Raw genomic sequence first — 17,203 nt, 5'->3', positions numbered from 1 at the left:
AACCTTTTACTGCTTCGTTAAAAACTCACCTGTTTTGAACGAACCATCAGCATTGCGTTGCAACGGGACTGGCAGCGTCAAAGACTGATAATCTTTTATGCTCAGTTGCTTACCTTCGCTGTTTTCCGTTTTACCATCCCGAATGAAATAGTTACTGTTAGCTACATTTCCGGAGATAGCGTCATCATATTTCCCCTCAACGCTACGCAATGAAATGTTATCGGTGAATTTACCCTGAGTTTCTGCGCGCCCATAAGGGCTTGGTCGGAAGATGTAGTTAAAGCGCTGGTTATCCACTGCGACGTTGTTCGCCACCACCAGCGCACCAGGGTTGAAGTTATCGGTAAAGCCATCGAGGTGGTTACCAATCGCAATGCTGTTATGGATTTCATGCGCGACAGGCTGCCCTTCCCCGCCCAATTTGAAACCGTTGCTGGTGTTGTTGCGGGCAATAGAGTTCTCGATCACCACAACGCCATTGGCACCGTCTTCAATCTTGTTGAACAGGTCATAGCCATCATCAATATTGTCGTGCGCATAGCATCCTTCAAGACGGTTGCCATCACCCACACGCATCTTCACCGCAAAGCCATCAGCATTGATTTTGCCTGGATCTTCATTACTGAAGGATTCAGCGTTAACAACCTTGTTGTAGCTTGCCCACAACGGGCGGCCTACATCAGAAGGAGATGAAATCTGGATGCCTGTGTCGTCATTTTTATAGGCGACTACACTTTCGATAAGGTTATGACTGCCCTGAACTCGCAAGCTCTTATCGGTAACTTCAATGCCTTTGACATGCCAGTAGTTGCCATCCAAAGCCATGCCGCGAATCACGACTTTGCCATCGGCCTCGAGGGTTTTTAGTTTGCCTTTTAAGCCACTGTCAGCTGTCGAAATGGTAGTAAGTGGGTACTCACCGCTGCTTAAGATGAGTTTTCCACCAGGAGAGACGAGAGAGATGGCACTGGCTAAATCAAGCGGTGCGGATTTAGAACCATTGTTACTTGATGCACCATCTGGCGCTACGTAAAGCGTATTACCCTCCATGTTTTTGACTTGCTCAACCATGAAGTTTTGGGTTACAGGGGTTTTGTCTTTACCGCTGGTCGGGGTAAACGTCACGGTGAAACGTGCTTGCTCTTTAAGTGTGGTTGGCAGAGTGAACATCTCTCCGGCCTTAGCCACTTTTTCCTGACCGATCACAACTTCATCCTGACGTACGGTGAAGTTGCCGTCATAGTTAGCGCGAGCCTGTACCACGTACTCGCTGGTGGTGCTTTTTGCTGGAGAGGCAATTTGCATCACAACAGGCCATGCTTTCGGCACGAAAGGTGTGGAAGCAACAGTATTTGCCGCACTGGTTTCTAATGACGCATCACTGACGGTGATTTTTGCATTACGTGAAGCAAAGAAACCAACGTAGTACTGGCTTTTGTCCTGTACGGTGATGATATCAGCGCGTTTAACATTTTCAGAAACCCATGCATCGCTTCCGGCTGGAGCCCATGAAGTGACAAAACCCTCGTTGGTTCGCTCGAGCTTCATGCGGAAAGTCGGTGCTTTGCTCAGATCAATGGCTTCCTGATAGCTTTTACGAGAAATAGTTGAGCCGGTATTTCCCCATGGCTGAGTAATACCATCACGCGCAATGGCTTGCATTTTCACGCGTGATGCGTCCTTTTTATCCTGCGTCATGATGGCATTCATCACCATATTGGAAGCCGCAGGGAACTCTTCGTAGCCTTCCTTCAGCGGCTCCTGGCGTGGATTACCTAATACATCCCTTACCAGCATCCCGGCACCTTCCTGCGCGGCCGGTTTCGCACCATTTTCAGGGCCAAACTGATCGACAGTGACTGTTGCCTGTAAGACAAAATTCTCACTGGCGGGTAATGCGGTATAGAAGAACGTTAATCCATCGTGAGAGTTAGCGATTTTACCGCCACGGCTTTCGATGGTGATGGGTTTCGAAAGGTCGACGGAATCTGCTGTCACCAGCTTTTTGCCATCGATCGTTACGTTGTTCACACCCACTTTTTCAGGTAAGACGTTAGATGAAAAGTTAACATCTGTTGATTGCCCGAAAGCAATCGCGTGCCAGATGGGATGTTGCTCTGCAGTTGCAGGCAGGGATAAAGCCGCACCGCAAAGCGTAAGAGCCAGAGGTATTTTTGACGCCATTATTATTCTCCTTATAAATGTCCAAGCCATTATCTATAAAAATGAAACGTTGTTTCTTTTATGCTTGTCACAAAGGATGATTTTTAAAACACTAACATTTCAAATATGTGGAGTAGCTTTGTTTCCGGCCGAAAAGAAGTCTTAATCCACAGAGATCTATGGCTTTTGTTATTTCAGAAGTACTTTTTACGAGCTTATCCACCTACAATTGAGCACATGAGCAACTCAAAAGCGCATCAAGAGCCTGTTTTTTAGGCATCGCGTTTTTTGTTGCAAAATATGTAGAATTTTCAACGTGAAATCGTTTTACTTCCCTCTCAAATTAAAGTCAGGACGCGTATGTCAAACAATGCGATGAGCGTGGTTATCCTAGCCGCAGGCAAAGGAACCCGCATGTATTCAGACCTCCCGAAGGTGTTACATACCCTTGCCGGGAAACCAATGGTTCAGCATGTCATTGATGCGGCGAATAATTTAGGCGCGCAGCGTGTACATCTGGTTTACGGCCATGGCGGCGATCTGCTCAAAAATACACTCAGCGATAGCTCTCTTAATTGGGTATTGCAGGCTGAACAACTTGGTACCGGCCACGCCATGCAGCAGGCCGCACCTTTCTTTGCTGACGACGAAGACATTCTGATGCTTTACGGCGATGTGCCGCTTATTTCCGTCGAATCTCTACAGCGCCTGCGTGACGCCAAACCGCTGGGCGGCATTGGTTTGCTGACAGTAAAACTCGACGATCCAACTGGCTATGGCCGTATCGCTCGTGAGAATGGCAAGGTCGTTGGCATTGTTGAGCATAAAGACGCGACTGAAGAACAACGCAAAATTGACGAAATCAACACCGGGATTCTGGTGGCGAATGGCGCGGATCTGAAACGCTGGCTGGCGAAACTCGATAACAACAATGCTCAGGGTGAGTTCTATATCACTGACATTATCGCGCTGGCGCACCATGAAGGCCGTGAAATCACCGCCGTTCACCCGGATCGTTTAAGCGAAGTGGAAGGTGTGAACAACCGTCTGCAACTGTCACGTCTTGAGCGCGTCTACCAGAGTGAGCAAGCAGATAAACTGCTGCTGGCAGGCGTGATGCTACGCGATCCTGCTCGTTTCGACTTGCGTGGTGAACTGACGCACGGGCGTGATGTAGAAATTGATACTAATGTCATTATTGAAGGTTCAGTGACCCTGGGTCATCGCGTGAAAATTGGCACCGGCTGCGTTATCAAAAACAGCGTGATTGGTGATGACTGTGAAATCAGTCCATACACTGTTGTAGAAGACTCAACCCTTGCTGCTGCTTGTTCTATCGGCCCGTTTGCGCGTTTGCGCCCAGGTGCAGAACTGGCGGAAGGCGCACACGTCGGCAACTTCGTGGAAATGAAAAAAGCGCGTCTGGGTAAAGGTTCGAAAGCGGGTCACCTGAGCTATTTGGGTGATGCTGAAATTGGCGACAACGTGAATATTGGCGCTGGCACCATTACTTGTAACTATGACGGTGCAAACAAATTCAAAACCATCATCGGTGATGATGTATTTGTCGGTTCCGATAGCCAGCTGGTGGCGCCTGTGACCATTGCTCGCGGTGCAACAATTGGCGCGGGCACAACTGTCACACGTAACGTTGGTGAAGACGAACTGGTTATCAGCCGCGTGAAGCAGACTCATATCCAGGGTTGGCTGCGTCCGGTTAAGAAAAAGTAATTTTGTATTTTCCTTCTCCCTGAATGGGAGAAGGCTGGGGTGAAGGTTGTTCTCGAAAATGACCCGCCCCGTAGTACTACCAAAACTATAACCCCACTCTCTACAAGGCTCGGGGCCCCGGAATACGGGATATTTACCCAAAGAATTTCGTGCAACCAACGTATCTTTAGCGCGAAAGACGACGGGTAAAACAGGTCAGCGACAACACATGGCTTAATGCCATTATCAGGAATCTAATCTTATGTGTGGAATTGTTGGCGCGGTCGCGCAACGTGATATCGCTGAAATCCTTCTCGAAGGACTACGTCGTCTGGAATACCGTGGTTATGACTCTGCGGGCCTGGCTGTAGTAGATGAAAAAGGTCATATGACCCGTCTGCGCCGTCTGGGTAAAGTGAACAAACTGGCCGAAGCTGCCGCAGAAACTGCGCTGCATGGCGGCACAGGTATTGCGCACACTCGCTGGGCGACTCACGGCGAACCATCAGAAGTTAACGCTCACCCGCATGTTTCCGAACATATTGTGGTGGTTCATAACGGCATTATCGAAAACTATGAACCGCTGCGTGAAGCCCTACAGGGTCGCGGTTACACCTTCGTTTCACAAACCGATACCGAAGTTATTGCTCACCTGGTTCACTGGGAACTGGAGCAAGGCGGTAGTCTGCGTGAAGCTGTGCTGCGTACCATCCCGCAACTGCGCGGCGCTTACGGCACCGTTATCATGGACACCCGTAACCCAGACGTGCTGCTGGCAGCTCGTTCAGGTAGCCCAATGGTTATCGGCCTGGGCATGGGCGAAAACTTTATCGCATCCGACCAACTGGCATTGCTGCCGGTAACGCGTCGTTTCATCTTCCTTGAAGAAGGTGATATCGCTGAAGTAACTCGTCGCTCTGTAACAGTATTCGATACCAAAGGTGAGCAGGTTAAACGCCCTGATATCGAATCTAGTCTGCAATATGACGCAGGCGACAAAGGCATTTATCGCCACTATATGCAGAAAGAGATCTACGAACAGCCGAACGCGATTAAAAATACCCTGACTGGCCGCATCAGTCATGGCGCTATCGATCTCTCTGAGCTTGGCCCGCAGGCCAATGAAATGTTGTCTCAGGTTGAGCACATTCAAATTGTCGCGTGTGGCACCTCCTACAACTCAGGCATGGTTTCGCGCTACTGGTTTGAATCACTGGCAGGCGTGCCTTGCGATGTCGAAATCGCATCTGAGTTCCGCTACCGTAAATCAGCGGTGCGCCGTAACAGCCTGATGATCACCCTTTCCCAGTCTGGCGAAACGGCAGATACACTTGCGGCGCTGCGTTTGTCTAAGGAACTAGGATATCTGGGTTCTCTGGCAATCTGTAACGTTCCGGGCTCTTCTCTGGTGCGAGAATCCGACCTGGCGCTGATGACCAACGCTGGCACTGAAATCGGTGTGGCATCAACCAAAGCCTTTACCACTCAGCTGACTGTTCTGCTGATGCTGGTGGCTAAACTGAGCCGCCTGAAAGGCGCTGATGCCTCTATTGAGCAAGACATTGTTCATGGTTTGCAGGCGCTGCCGAGCCGTATCGAGCAGATGCTGTCCCAGGACAAACGTATTGAAGCGCTGGCTGAAGATTTCTCAGACAAGCATCATGCGCTGTTCTTAGGCCGTGGCGATCAATATCCAATCGCAATGGAAGGCGCGCTGAAGCTTAAAGAAATCTCTTACATTCACGCTGAAGCGTATGCGGCAGGCGAGCTGAAACACGGCCCGCTGGCGCTGATTGATGCAGATATGCCGGTTATCGTTGTGGCTCCAAACAACGAGCTGCTTGAAAAGCTGAAATCGAATATCGAAGAAGTGCGTGCGCGTGGCGGCCATCTATATGTATTTGCAGATAAAGATGCAGGGTTTGCCAGCAGCGACAACATGCACATCATTGAGATGCCGCATGTAGAAGAAGTTATCGCACCTATCTTCTACACCGTACCGTTGCAGTTGCTGTCTTATCACGTCGCGCTGATTAAAGGCACCGACGTTGACCAGCCACGAAATCTGGCGAAATCAGTTACGGTTGAATAAGCCGTTCTAAACAGACACGCAAAATAAAAAAGCCCGGTTGTGCTAAACACAACCGGGCTTTTTATTACTGCAAAATCAATTCTCTTCCTGCGTCACCAGCTTCGGCTCTTCAGGGGATTTCAGCAGAACCCACAAGACAATCGCCCCGATTACATCAAACACCGAAAGCACAGCGAACAGCGGGCTGAAGCCAACCGTGTCGGCCAGAGCCCCCACAACCAGTGCAAACATGGTGCTGGCGGTCCAGGCTGCCATGCCGGTAAAACCGTTGGCGGTGGCAACTTCGTTTGAATCAAACATGTCGGAAGACAGTGTAATCAGCGCACCAGACAGTGACTGGTGAGCAAAGCCACCAACGCATAGCAATGCAATTGCCACCATTGGGCTGCCAAACAAACCGACCATGCCTGGCAGAATCATCAGCGCGGCACCCATTGTGACCACTAGTTTGCGGGAAACCACAATATTCACGCCGAAGACTTTCTGGAACATACCCGGCAAATAACCGCCAATGATGCAGCCAAAATCGGCGAACAGCATCGGGATCCAGGCAAACATAGCGATATCTTTGAGGTTAAAGCCGTAGGTGTGCACCATAAACAGTGGGATCCACGCGTTAAACGTCCCCCAAGCAGGTTCTGCCAGGAAGCGCGGCAAAGCGATACCCCAAAACTTACGCTGTTTCAGCAGGCGGCCAATGCGGACTTTCTCAACCTTTGGTTTCTCAGGCTGCCCATCGGTTATATAGAGATACTCTTCCCGGGACAGTGATTTGGTTTTTGACGGGCGGTTATAGGTGAAATACCAACCCGCTGCCCACAGCACGCTGAAAACACCGACGATAATAAACGCCAGTCTCCAGTCTCTGATATAGATTGCCCATGCGACCAGTGGAGGAGCAATCACCGCGCCAATAGAGGAACCAACGTTGAAATAGCCCACGGCGACAGAACGCTCGGTGTCCGGGAACCATTCAGTTACTGATTTCAAACCAGCAGGTATCATTGCACTTTCGGCGAAACCGCCGAGGCCACGGAACATTGCCAGACCTTTCCAGCCAGTCGCGAATGACGCACCAATGCAGAACACGCCCCACATCAGGCCGAAAATGGTGTAACCCACTTTTGTACCCAATGTATCAAGCAGATAACCGGCAATAGGTTGTGCAATGGTGTAGCAGGCCGAGAATGTCGCAATAATGTAAGAATATTGCTGGGTGGTAATGTGCAGATCGCTCTGTAATGTTGGCGCTGCGGCAGAAATAGTATTTCGGGTTAAATAACAAAGAATGGTGCCTAATGTCACCAGTGAAAGCATAAACCAGCGCTTGTGGCCTGTTTTGCGCATAATGAATCCCCGTTTTTCAAGCAATAAGTGGCCTGACCGCTGCAAGGCAGCAGGCAAATAAATAATTCAGAGGAGATAAAAATCAGCGGCGCTTCAGAAGACGTCGAGGATTCTGGTTTGGCCCATCCTGGACTTGTTTTTGTTATGTAGATCACACTATGTTTTAATAATGAACCCGCGTTTTAATTTTATTTGTGATTCATCTCAATTTTTTGTGTGTAATCTACCCCTAACGGGTAACGTATGTGACGTGCGTCACATTTCTTCAAATGATGAGTGAATGGTAATTATGCAAAATATGAATGATACGCACCGCAAAATGCCCGCCGATTCCCCCATACGAATTAATAAGTACATTAGCGATTGTGGTATCTGCTCCCGCCGTCAGGCCGATTGTTACGTTGAACAAGGCGATGTGTTTATTAACGACAGGCAGGCGAGTTTTGGCGCTCAGGTATTTTCCGGGGATGTGGTGAAGGTAAACGGTCAGCTTATTGCGCCGCGTGATGACAACGATCTCGTGCTGATGGTTTTGAATAAGCCTGTGGGCATCATCACTACAATGGAAAAGAGTGTGCGCGATAACATCAGCGGTCTCATTCATAGTGACAAACGCGTTTCTCCTATCGGGCGCCTGGATAAAGATTCGCAGGGGCTCATTTTACTGACCAGCCATGGTGATGTAGTTAATAAAATTCTACGCGCCGGTAACAATCACGAAAAAGAGTATGTAGTCACCGTCAACAAACCGATGTCTGACGAGTTTATTCTTGGGTTGAGCTCAGGTGTTCCGATACTGGGTACAGTAACCAAACCCTGCAAAGTGACGAAAGAATCTCCCCAAATATTTCGCATCATATTAGTTCAAGGGCTGAACCGCCAGATCCGCCGGATGTGTAAATATTTCGGTTATGAAGTGACTCGGCTTGAACGTGTCCGCATCATGAATATCCACCTGCAAGGCCTGGCATTAGGGGAATCTCGCCATTTGAGCTGCGAGGAAAAACGCGAATTATTGAGACGGATTGAGGGCTCAGAATCTGCAATGTGACAGGCGTAACTTGGTTGCAAAATCGCCTGTCATAAAACTGTCATAATTCGTACATTTAACTGTCACCAAACTGTCCTATTTTCTATCCTGCATCCACTAAACAACGATTTACGTTCACCTCTGCAGGAGACACTATGAAAGCTATGCGTACCACTGTCGCAACTGTTGTCGCCGCGACCTTATCCCTGACTGCTTTTGGCGCAAACGCCGCTGCAAGCCTGACTGGTGCCGGTGCAACATTCCCTGCGCCGGTGTATGCCAAATGGGCAGATACCTACAATAAATCAACTGGTAACAAAGTAAATTACCAGGGTATTGGCTCCTCCGGTGGCGTTAAACAAATCATTGCTAACACTGTAGATTTCGGCGCATCTGATGCTCCGCTGTCTGATGACAAGCTGCAACAAGAAGGGCTGTTCCAGTTCCCGACTGTCATCGGCGGTGTCGTTCTGGCTGTTAACTTGCCAGGCGTAAAATCCGGTGAGCTGGTGCTCGATGGTAAAACTCTGGGTGACATCTACCTGGGCAAAATCAAAAAATGGGATGACGAAGCAATTGCTAAGCTCAACCCAGGCATGAAACTGCCACAGCAGAATATCGCAGTTGTGCGTCGTGCTGATGGTTCCGGTACTTCCTTCGTCTTCACCAGCTACCTGGCGAAAGTAAACGAAGAGTGGAAAACCAAAATCGGTGCGGGCTCAACGGTAAACTGGCCAACGGGTCTGGGCGGTAAAGGTAACGACGGTATCGCAGCCTTTGTTCAACGTCTGCCGGGTTCAATTGGCTATGTTGAATACGCTTACGCTAAGCAAAACAACCTCGCTTATACCAAACTGGTATCTGCTGATGGTAAACCAGTAGCGCCTTCTGAAGAGAACTTTGCCAATGCGGCGAAGGGTGCAGACTGGAGCAAATCATTTGCTCAGGATCTGACTAACCAGAAAGGTGACGCTGCGTGGCCAATCACGTCCACAACCTTCATCCTGGTTCACAAAGAGCAGAAAAAACCAGAGCAAGGTGCTGAAGTACTGAAGTTCTTCGACTGGGCTTATAAAGACGGTGCAAAACAGGCGAGTGACCTGGATTACGCCGCCCTGCCAGACGCTGTGGTTGAGCAGGTTCGTGCTGCATGGAAGACCAACGTGAAAGATAGCTCCGGTAAGGCGCTTTATTAATTAACGAAAAAGGCGGATGGCACTTATGCTTATCCGCCCTACAACTGATTTCATAGGTCGGATTAGTGTTAGCGACATCCGACATGTTGTAAGAAATATATTTAACTTAAAGAGTAAGCTATGGCGGTAAGTAAGCCGACGTTCAAGTCCCCTGGTAAACAAGGTGATGTCATTTTCAGTGCGCTGGTAAAACTGGCTGCGCTGATTGTGCTATTTCTGCTGGGCGGCATCATCATCTCCCTGATCATCTCCTCCTGGCCGAGTATTCAGAAGTTTGGCTTCTCGTTCTTGTGGACCAAAGAGTGGGATGCTCCCAACGATATTTACGGTGCACTGGTTCCGATTTACGGTACGCTGGTGACTTCGTTTATTGCCCTGCTGATTGCTGTGCCTGTGAGTTTTGGTATTGCTCTGTTCCTTACGGAGCTGGCGCCAAACTGGCTGCGCCGCCCGCTGGGTATCGCCATCGAACTATTGGCTGCGATCCCAAGTATCGTATACGGCATGTGGGGCCTGTTTATCTTTGCTCCGCTGTTTGCGAAATACTTCCAGGAACCTGTCGGTAACGTGCTCTCTTCGGTGCCGATTGTTGGTGAGCTGTTCTCAGGCCCGGCGTTCGGTATCGGTATTCTCGCCGCAGGCGTAATACTGGCCATCATGATCATTCCGTACATTGCCGCTGTTATGCGTGATGTATTCGAACAAACCCCAGTGATGATGAAAGAGTCAGCCTATGGCATTGGCTGCACCACATGGGAAGTTATCTGGCGTATCGTTTTGCCGTTTACCAAAAACGGTGTGATTGGTGGTGTGATGTTGGGTCTGGGCCGTGCTCTGGGTGAAACCATGGCGGTAACCTTTATCATCGGTAACACCTACCAGCTCGATAACGCCTCGCTGTATATGCCGGGCAACAGTATTACTTCTGCACTGGCGAACGAATTTGCTGAAGCGGAATCTGGCCTGCACACCGCAGCGCTGATGGAGCTTGGACTGATTCTGTTTGTGATCACCTTTATCGTACTGGCTATCTCTAAGTTCATGGTTATGCGTCTGGCGAAGAATGAAGGAGCGCGTTCATGACGACAATGGAAATGCAAAGCCGAGCGGCGCTCGCAGAATCTCGCCGCAAAATGCAGGCTCGTCGTCGGTTTAAAAACCGCATTGCTCTGACACTTTCAATGGGAACCATGGCGTTTGGCCTGTTCTGGTTGGTGTGGATCCTATTCTCTACGGTGACTCGCGGTATCGACGGTATGTCGATTGCGCTGTTTACCGAAATGACGCCACCGCCAAACACCGAAGGTGGTGGCTTAGCTAACGCCCTTGCAGGTAGCGGCTTGTTGATCCTGTGGGCGACCGTGTTTGGTACGCCGCTGGGCATCATGGCGGGTATCTACCTGGCGGAGTATGGTCGCAAATCAGCGCTGGCTGAGGTGATTCGTTTTATCAACGACATCCTGCTTTCTGCGCCATCCATTGTTGTCGGCCTGTTTGTTTACACCATTGTGGTTGCAAAAATGCAGCACTTCTCTGGCTGGGCTGGGGTGATTGCGCTGGCGTTATTGCAGGTGCCGATTGTTATTCGCACCACCGAAAACATGCTGAAACTGGTGCCAGACAGCTTGCGCGAAGCGGCTTACGCACTGGGCACGCCAAAGTGGAAAATGATTTCTGCGATTACGCTCAAAGCGTCTGTTTCCGGGATTATTACCGGGGTGTTGCTGGCGATTGCTCGTATCGCGGGTGAAACGGCCCCTCTGCTGTTCACGTCTCTCTCCAATCAGTTCTGGAGTACTGACATGATGCAGCCGATTGCCAACTTGCCAGTGACGATATTCAAATTTGCGATGAGCCCGTTTGCCGAATGGCAACAGTTAGCCTGGGCTGGTGTTCTGATTATTACCCTTTGCGTACTGCTGCTAAATATTCTGGCGCGCGTGATTTTCTCAAAGAGTAAACACGGTTAAATTTTGCGACGCGGCAAAGGCGGCGTCGGATGGAGATTAAGAAACAGATGAGTATGGTCGATACTACCCCAGACAAAATTCAGGTTCGTGATTTGAACTTCTATTACGGTAAGTTCCATGCCCTGAAAAACATCAATCTGGATATCGCTAAGAACCAGGTTACCGCATTCATTGGCCCGTCAGGCTGTGGGAAATCCACCCTGCTGCGTACATTCAACAAAATGTACTCGCTCTATCCAGAGCAGCGTGCCGAAGGTGAGATTCTGCTAGATGGGGAAAATATCCTCACCCAAAGCCAGGATATCGCCCTGCTGCGTGCCAAAGTCGGCATGGTGTTCCAGAAGCCGACGCCATTCCCGATGTCGATTTATGACAACATCGCCTTCGGCGTGCGTCTGTTTGAAAAGCTGTCACGCAGCGACATGGACGAGCGTGTGCAGTGGGCTTTGACCAAAGCCGCATTGTGGAATGAAACCAAAGATAAATTACATCAGAGCGGATACAGTCTCTCCGGTGGCCAACAGCAGCGTCTGTGCATTGCGCGTGGTATTGCGATTCGCCCGGAAGTGTTGCTGCTTGATGAGCCGTGTTCAGCGCTTGACCCAATTTCTACTGGTCGCATCGAAGAGCTGATCACTGAGCTGAAGGAAGATTACACCGTGGTAATCGTGACCCACAACATGCAGCAAGCGGCGCGTTGTTCCGACCACACCGCGTTTATGTACCTGGGTGAGCTGATTGAATTTAGCGAAACCGACACGCTGTTTACCACACCCGCTAAAAAGCAAACCGAAGATTACATTACTGGCCGCTACGGCTGATCCGGGAGAACAAAATGGATAGCCTCAACCTCAACAAACACATTTCCGGCCAGTTTAACGCCGAGCTGGAATATATCCGCACTCAGGTGATGACCATGGGTGGGCTGGTGGAGCAACAGCTTTCTGATGCGATCACCGCCATGCACAATCAAGATGGCGAGCTGGCAAAGCGCGTTATCGAAGGCGACCAGAAAGTTAACATGATGGAAGTGGCAATCGATGAAGCCTGCGTGCGCATCATCGCCAAACGCCAGCCGACCGCCAGCGACCTGCGCCTGGTGATGGCTATCATCAAAACGATTTCTGAGCTGGAACGTATCGGCGACGTCGCAGACAAAATCTGCCGCACGGCGCTGGAGAAATTCTCCCACCAGCACCAACCGCTGCTGGTGAGCCTCGAGTCATTAGGCCGACACACCGTGCAAATGCTGCATGACGTGCTGGATGCGTTTGCGCGTATGGATCTCGACGAAGCTGTGCGTATCTACCGCGAAGATAAGAAAGTTGACCAGGAATATGAAGGCATCGTGCGCCAACTGATGACTTATATGATGGAAGACTCACGCACCATTCCAAGCGTGCTAACCGCACTATTCTGTGCGCGTTCTATCGAGCGTATCGGCGACCGTTGCCAGAATATCTGCGAGTTCATCTTTTACTTCGTCAAAGGACAGGACTTCCGTCATGTCGGTGGCGATGAGCTGGATAAGCTGCTGGCGGGTAAAGATCCGAAAGAGTGATCAAAAAAAACGCCAATAAAAACGCCAGCGAATCGCTGGCGTTTTTATTGGTGCATCGTTCAACGATTAGCGAACGATAATGCCTAACAGAATACCCAGCGCACCAAAGTCAGCATCACTAAACGTGGTGTTAGCAAAGCCGATATCGCCCAGCACTGGCAGCAAGAACACTGGCAGGAAGGTAATCAGCAAACCTTGCGCAAAGGCACCCAGAATTGCTCCGCGACGCCCACCGGTTGCATTACCGAATACGCCAGCCGCTGCACCTACGAAGAAGTGTGGCACCACGCCTGGGATAATCACGGTCATGTTCAGCAGGTAGAGCGCGAACATACCGATTAAACCTGCGGCAAAGCTGCTCAGGAAACCAACCAGTACGGCGTTAGGCGCATAAGGGAAGACGACCGGGCAATCGAGTGCAGGCTTCGCGTTCGGCACCAGCTTGTCGGAAATCCCTTTAAACGCTGGAACGATCTCCGCGATCACCATGCGCACACCTTGCAGAATGATGTACACACCCGCCGCAAAGGTAATGGATTGCATGATGGAGAACATGAACCAGTTTTTACCACCGCTCAGTTCTTTCACCACATCTGCGCCCGCAAATAGGCACGTCACCAGGAAGATAATGCTCATGGTAAAGGAGATGGCTACCGGTGTGTCGCGCAAGAACAGCAGACTTTTCGGCACATTCATGTCTTCAGTCGAGTGTTCTTTATTACCAAACTTGCTGCCGATGAAACCGGCCAGCACGTATGATAACGTCGAGAAGTGGCCGATTGCCACGTCGTCAGAACCGGTAACTTGCTTCATGTACGGGTGTGCAATGGCCGGGAAGAACACCATCGCCACACCTACCACCAGCGAACCTACAGCAATCAACGTTACGCCGGTCATGCCAGCGGTTGCCAGAATTACTGCCACCATCATCGACATAAATAACGTGTGATGACCGGTCAGGAAGATAAATTTCCATGGCGTAAAACGGGCAATCAAAATATTGATAACCATCGCGAAGAACATGATCATCGCCATCTCTTTCCCGAAGCTCTTCTGCGCAACTGAAACAATCGCTTCGTTGTTCGGCACCACGCCCTGAATACCAAAGGCGTGCTGGAAGATGTTCGCAAAGTCACCCAACGATGAAACTACCAAACCTGCACCAGCACCTAAGATCACAAAACCCATAATGGTTTTGACTGTGCCTTTAATACATTCTGTGACTGGTTTTTTCTGGGCAATCAAACCAATCAGGGCGATTAAACCGACCAGCACCGCTGGTTCGGAAAGTACATCGCTCATCAAAAAACGAAAGAAATCCATATCGACCCCTGTTTACAGTGCGCCTAACTCGGTTAATGCCACGGACAAACGTTCTTTCATGGCTTTCTTATCGATCATGTTGTCCAGGGCGACGATTTTGCCGCCGACGGACTGTGCGACTAATTGCTCAGCAATGTCTTTGGTGCCGACAAAAATATCGCTCGGCGTACCTTTGGCGGAGCCGAGGTCAACGTGATCGACTTCAGCGCTCACGCCGAGATCTTTAACGATGGTTTTGATGCTCATTTCCATCATCAGACTGGTGCCTAAACCGTTACCGCATACCACTGTGATTTTCATCATTGTTCTCCTGGATAATTAATAGCGCGCAATGACGGACAAAATGTCTTGCGATGTTTTGGCCGACAAAATGGCCTGAATGTCTGGTTCGTTATCGAATAATTGGGCGAGTTGCGAAATGGCTTCGATGTGGCTGGTGCTATCGGTCGCGGCCAGCACAATCAGCAATTTCACCGGATCGTTTTCATCGGCATCAAAATTCACACCGGAAGTGATCAGTGTCAGAGCCAGCGCGAGTTTGTTTGCCCCTTCTTCTGGCCGTGCGTGTGGCATTGCAATGCCGGGCCCGACCACGTAATACGGGCCGATGGCTTCATGCGAGCGATAAATCGCCTCGACATAGCGCGGTTCAATCGAACCGTTTTCGATCAGCGGTTGGCATGAAATTGCTACGGCATCGCGCCAGTCTTTAGCCTGCTCAACGACCTGAATGACCTCTGAGGTTAATAGTGTTTTTAACATGCGACTGATAACTCCCGATGATAATTAACAGGAGAGTAGATTTTTCACGCACCAATTAATGTGATGAATATCTCGTTTGGTAGCGCTACCTGATAGCGCTATCATAGTTTGTGATAGCGCTATCATTTTTCCCGAGTCCGACTTTGGCTATATCCCGTTTCGGCATATACAATGCGTTAGGGTTTTTGCTAACGTGTTCAATTGTCTGACGGATAGTCGGTGAAATAAAAATAATGAAAACAGTGAGTTGTCGTTGTCCGGAGAGGCCTGATGGAAAAGCCGCGTAAGCGCCGTAATACCGGGCGAGTCACACTACAAGAAGTCGCTAATTTTGCGGGTGTAGGAACCATGACCGTTTCCCGCGCGTTAAGAACGCCGGATCAGGTTTCTGATAAGCTGCGTGAGAAGATAGAACAAGCGGTCGCGGAATTGGGCTACATCCCTAATCGTGCTGCGGGTGCGCTGGCTTCCGGCCATAGCGACACCGTCGCGGTACTCATTCCTTCGCTGACCGACAAAGCCAGTTCGCGCTTTATGCAGTCACTCCAGCAGGTGCTCAATAAAAACGAATTCCAGTTGCTGCTCGGCTGCCACGAACACAATCAGCATAAAGAAGCTGAAATTTTAATGACGTTGCTGCAAAGCAACCCGGCCGCGATGGTGATTTTTGGCTCGCAACTGGCTGAGAAAACCTGGCAAATTCTTGAAAAGGCCAATGTTCCAACCATTAACGTGGTGGGTTCCCCGTTCAGTCAGGCGGCAATTTCCCTGGAGGCTTCATTTTTTGAAGCGGCACATAAACTGACGGAACACCTGTTAGAAAAAGGCTATAAGAACATTGGTTTTATCGGTTCGCATATGGATAACCGCCTGCAGCGCCAGCAGCTTAACGGTTGGTACAAAGCCATGCTGAGCCGCTACCAAAATTCCGACCAGGTGATCACCACGCCCGAAGCCGCCAGCCTGCAGTTTGGCCGCTATGCATTGACGGAAATATTGCAACGCCAGCCGGAGCTGGATGCGGTGATTTGCAGCCATGAAGACATTGCATTGGGCGTGATGTTTGAATGCCAGCGCCGTTTGCTGAAAATCCCCGGCAATATTGCGGTGGCCTGTCTTGATGGTTCCGACAGTTGCGACCAGACGCATCCCACGCTGACATCAATCCGTATTGATTATAAAAAAATGGGCAAAGAGGCGGGTAAACTGCTGATTGAGTTGCTCAATGATGATCGGGATGATGAATTAGACGAATCGCGCGTCGAGCTATTTAACTACCAGATTGAGCTACGCCAGAGTACATAAACTAAAGGCGGGTTCCCCCGCCTGATAAATTAACCGGTAATATTCCAACCCCGCGCGCGCCACAACTCCGGCAACTGCGCTAAATCGGTAAAGGTTGTCACTTTTGGGTGAGTAATCGGCTGGTTATGCGGGTCGGCGCAGAAATAGAAAACTTCCATTCCTGCGGCAATACCCGATTGTGCACCAGCCATTGAATCATCCACCAGCACGCAGTTTTTCACATCAACACGCATGGCATCGGCTGCGTGGAACATCAGCGCCGGGTCTGGTTTCCACAACTGGATATCGTAGCCGCTAAACAGTTTGTCCGGGAAGTGATGGAGCATGCCGGTTTTGCCCAGCGAGTGCTGCATTTTGCTGACCGGGCCGTTGGAAACAATACACATCGGCACGTTGATTTGCGCAATCAGCTCGGTTGCTCCTTCAATCTCCACCAGCTCGCTGTCAAACAAGCGTGAAACTTCGGCGCGATAAATCGGCTCAAGTTCCTCTTTCGCCAGGTTCACTCCATATCGGGCATTGATCGTGTCGATTATCTCGTAGAGCTTGATCCCCTTGAAGGTCTTATGAACCTCCTCGAGCGCAAGCTCGATGCCGTATTGCGCAAACATATGCACGTAGGCTTTGGAGCAAATCACTTCACTATCAACTAGCGTGCCATCGCAGTCGAAGAACACCGCATCTATCCGGGACATACCGCCTCCTTATTTCTACCCATCGCCCTTCAAACTGCAGGGTTGTTGG

Annotated in this window: 14 protein-coding genes and 1 pseudogene; 9 read left to right on the top strand and 6 right to left on the bottom strand. The window is 50.0% G+C overall.

Annotation, left to right across the window (positions count from 1 at the left end):
- Positions 1 to 6 precede the first annotated feature (6 nt).
- Positions 7 to 2,184 carry a right-handed parallel beta-helix repeat-containing protein gene (locus GC128_RS08420; protein WP_151993916.1) on the bottom strand — a complete coding sequence of 726 codons (2,178 nt, stop codon included), beginning with the start codon at positions 2,182 to 2,184 and terminating at the stop codon, positions 7 to 9.
- Between the two features lie 339 nt (positions 2,185 to 2,523).
- On the opposite strand from GC128_RS08420, the gene glmU reads away from it, so the two are divergent.
- Positions 2,524 to 3,894, top strand: a complete 1,371-nt coding sequence (gene glmU, locus GC128_RS08415) for a bifunctional UDP-N-acetylglucosamine diphosphorylase/glucosamine-1-phosphate N-acetyltransferase GlmU (RefSeq protein WP_151993915.1) — start codon at positions 2,524 to 2,526, stop codon at positions 3,892 to 3,894.
- A gap of 241 nt (positions 3,895 to 4,135) precedes the next feature.
- A complete protein-coding gene (gene glmS, locus GC128_RS08410) occupies positions 4,136 to 5,965 on the top strand; it encodes a glutamine--fructose-6-phosphate transaminase (isomerizing) (RefSeq protein ID WP_134186001.1) in 1,830 nt (609 codons plus the stop codon).
- A gap of 75 nt (positions 5,966 to 6,040) precedes the next feature.
- On the opposite strand, the gene GC128_RS08405 is transcribed toward glmS, so the two are convergent.
- Positions 6,041 to 7,312, bottom strand: a complete 1,272-nt coding sequence (locus tag GC128_RS08405) for an MFS transporter (RefSeq protein ID WP_151993914.1) — start codon at positions 7,310 to 7,312, stop codon at positions 6,041 to 6,043.
- A gap of 319 nt (positions 7,313 to 7,631) precedes the next feature.
- Here GC128_RS08405 and rluF point away from each other — a divergent pair.
- From rluF to phoU, 6 genes and pseudogenes are all read left to right on the top strand, one after another.
- A pseudogene (rluF, locus tag GC128_RS08400) lies at positions 7,632 to 8,354 on the top strand (23S rRNA pseudouridine(2604) synthase RluF); the annotation flags it as partial.
- A gap of 143 nt (positions 8,355 to 8,497) precedes the next feature.
- Entirely contained in the window at positions 8,498 to 9,538 is a 1,041-nt protein-coding gene (pstS, locus tag GC128_RS08395; protein ID WP_151993913.1) for a phosphate ABC transporter substrate-binding protein PstS, read from the top strand.
- A gap of 120 nt (positions 9,539 to 9,658) precedes the next feature.
- Positions 9,659 to 10,621, top strand: a complete 963-nt coding sequence (pstC, locus tag GC128_RS08390; protein ID WP_034460683.1) for a phosphate ABC transporter permease PstC — start codon at positions 9,659 to 9,661, stop codon at positions 10,619 to 10,621.
- Complete coding sequence (gene pstA, locus GC128_RS08385; RefSeq protein ID WP_151993912.1) at positions 10,618 to 11,508, top strand: phosphate ABC transporter permease PstA; 891 nt, start codon at positions 10,618 to 10,620, stop codon at positions 11,506 to 11,508. The genes pstC and pstA overlap by 4 nt, the downstream gene beginning before the upstream one ends.
- Before the next feature lie 47 nt (positions 11,509 to 11,555).
- Positions 11,556 to 12,329, top strand: coding sequence for a phosphate ABC transporter ATP-binding protein PstB (gene pstB, locus GC128_RS08380; protein ID WP_064514930.1), 774 nt, complete (start codon positions 11,556 to 11,558; stop codon positions 12,327 to 12,329).
- Between the two features lie 14 nt (positions 12,330 to 12,343).
- A complete protein-coding gene (phoU, locus tag GC128_RS08375) occupies positions 12,344 to 13,069 on the top strand; it encodes a phosphate signaling complex protein PhoU (protein WP_034499841.1) in 726 nt (241 codons plus the stop codon).
- Between the two features lie 66 nt (positions 13,070 to 13,135).
- On the opposite strand, the gene GC128_RS08370 is transcribed toward phoU, so the two are convergent.
- Genes GC128_RS08370 through GC128_RS08360 form a run of 3 tightly spaced genes read right to left on the bottom strand, consistent with a single transcriptional unit; the run spans position 13,136 to position 15,154 of the window.
- Positions 13,136 to 14,392, bottom strand: a complete 1,257-nt coding sequence (locus tag GC128_RS08370; RefSeq protein WP_034499835.1) for a PTS ascorbate transporter subunit IIC — start codon at positions 14,390 to 14,392, stop codon at positions 13,136 to 13,138.
- A 12-nt stretch (positions 14,393 to 14,404) separates the two neighbouring features.
- Positions 14,405 to 14,692 (bottom strand): PTS sugar transporter subunit IIB, encoded by a 288-nt coding sequence (locus GC128_RS08365; RefSeq protein ID WP_115631722.1) that lies wholly within the window; start codon positions 14,690 to 14,692, stop codon positions 14,405 to 14,407.
- A gap of 18 nt (positions 14,693 to 14,710) precedes the next feature.
- The gene (locus GC128_RS08360; protein ID WP_151993911.1) at positions 14,711 to 15,154 is read right to left on the bottom strand and encodes a PTS sugar transporter subunit IIA; all 444 of its coding nucleotides are present in this window, start codon (positions 15,152 to 15,154) and stop codon (positions 14,711 to 14,713) included.
- 270 nt (positions 15,155 to 15,424) lie between these two features.
- On the opposite strand from GC128_RS08360, the gene GC128_RS08355 reads away from it, so the two are divergent.
- Positions 15,425 to 16,459 (top strand): LacI family DNA-binding transcriptional regulator, encoded by a 1,035-nt coding sequence (locus tag GC128_RS08355; RefSeq protein WP_151993910.1) that lies wholly within the window; start codon positions 15,425 to 15,427, stop codon positions 16,457 to 16,459.
- 29 nt (positions 16,460 to 16,488) lie between these two features.
- Here GC128_RS08355 and yieH read toward each other — a convergent pair whose 3' ends face one another.
- Entirely contained in the window at positions 16,489 to 17,154 is a 666-nt protein-coding gene (yieH, locus tag GC128_RS08350) for a 6-phosphogluconate phosphatase (protein ID WP_151993909.1), read from the bottom strand.
- Positions 17,155 to 17,203 lie beyond the last annotated feature (49 nt).

This window comes from Buttiauxella massiliensis (assembly GCF_902500225.1).
Lineage (GTDB): Bacteria > Pseudomonadota > Gammaproteobacteria > Enterobacterales > Enterobacteriaceae > Buttiauxella > Buttiauxella massiliensis.
This window is presented reverse-complemented; position numbering and strand designations above follow the sequence as displayed.

What these genes read in the sequence shown, in the direction of transcription:
- GC128_RS08420 (WP_151993916.1), bottom strand. Translation starts at nt 2,184, where the DNA reads ATGGCGTCAAAAATACCTCTGGCTCTTACGCTTTGCGGTGCGGCTTTA.
- glmU (WP_151993915.1), top strand. Translation starts at nt 2,524, where the DNA reads ATGTCAAACAATGCGATGAGCGTGGTTATCCTAGCCGCAGGCAAAGGA.
- glmS (WP_134186001.1), top strand. Translation starts at nt 4,136, where the DNA reads ATGTGTGGAATTGTTGGCGCGGTCGCGCAACGTGATATCGCTGAAATC.
- GC128_RS08405 (WP_151993914.1), bottom strand. Translation starts at nt 7,312, where the DNA reads ATGCGCAAAACAGGCCACAAGCGCTGGTTTATGCTTTCACTGGTGACA.
- pstS (WP_151993913.1), top strand. Translation starts at nt 8,498, where the DNA reads ATGAAAGCTATGCGTACCACTGTCGCAACTGTTGTCGCCGCGACCTTA.
- pstC (WP_034460683.1), top strand. Translation starts at nt 9,659, where the DNA reads ATGGCGGTAAGTAAGCCGACGTTCAAGTCCCCTGGTAAACAAGGTGAT.
- pstA (WP_151993912.1), top strand. Translation starts at nt 10,618, where the DNA reads ATGACGACAATGGAAATGCAAAGCCGAGCGGCGCTCGCAGAATCTCGC.
- pstB (WP_064514930.1), top strand. Translation starts at nt 11,556, where the DNA reads ATGAGTATGGTCGATACTACCCCAGACAAAATTCAGGTTCGTGATTTG.
- phoU (WP_034499841.1), top strand. Translation starts at nt 12,344, where the DNA reads ATGGATAGCCTCAACCTCAACAAACACATTTCCGGCCAGTTTAACGCC.
- GC128_RS08370 (WP_034499835.1), bottom strand. Translation starts at nt 14,392, where the DNA reads ATGGATTTCTTTCGTTTTTTGATGAGCGATGTACTTTCCGAACCAGCG.
- GC128_RS08365 (WP_115631722.1), bottom strand. Translation starts at nt 14,692, where the DNA reads ATGAAAATCACAGTGGTATGCGGTAACGGTTTAGGCACCAGTCTGATG.
- GC128_RS08360 (WP_151993911.1), bottom strand. Translation starts at nt 15,154, where the DNA reads ATGTTAAAAACACTATTAACCTCAGAGGTCATTCAGGTCGTTGAGCAG.
- GC128_RS08355 (WP_151993910.1), top strand. Translation starts at nt 15,425, where the DNA reads ATGGAAAAGCCGCGTAAGCGCCGTAATACCGGGCGAGTCACACTACAA.
- yieH (WP_151993909.1), bottom strand. Translation starts at nt 17,154, where the DNA reads ATGTCCCGGATAGATGCGGTGTTCTTCGACTGCGATGGCACGCTAGTT.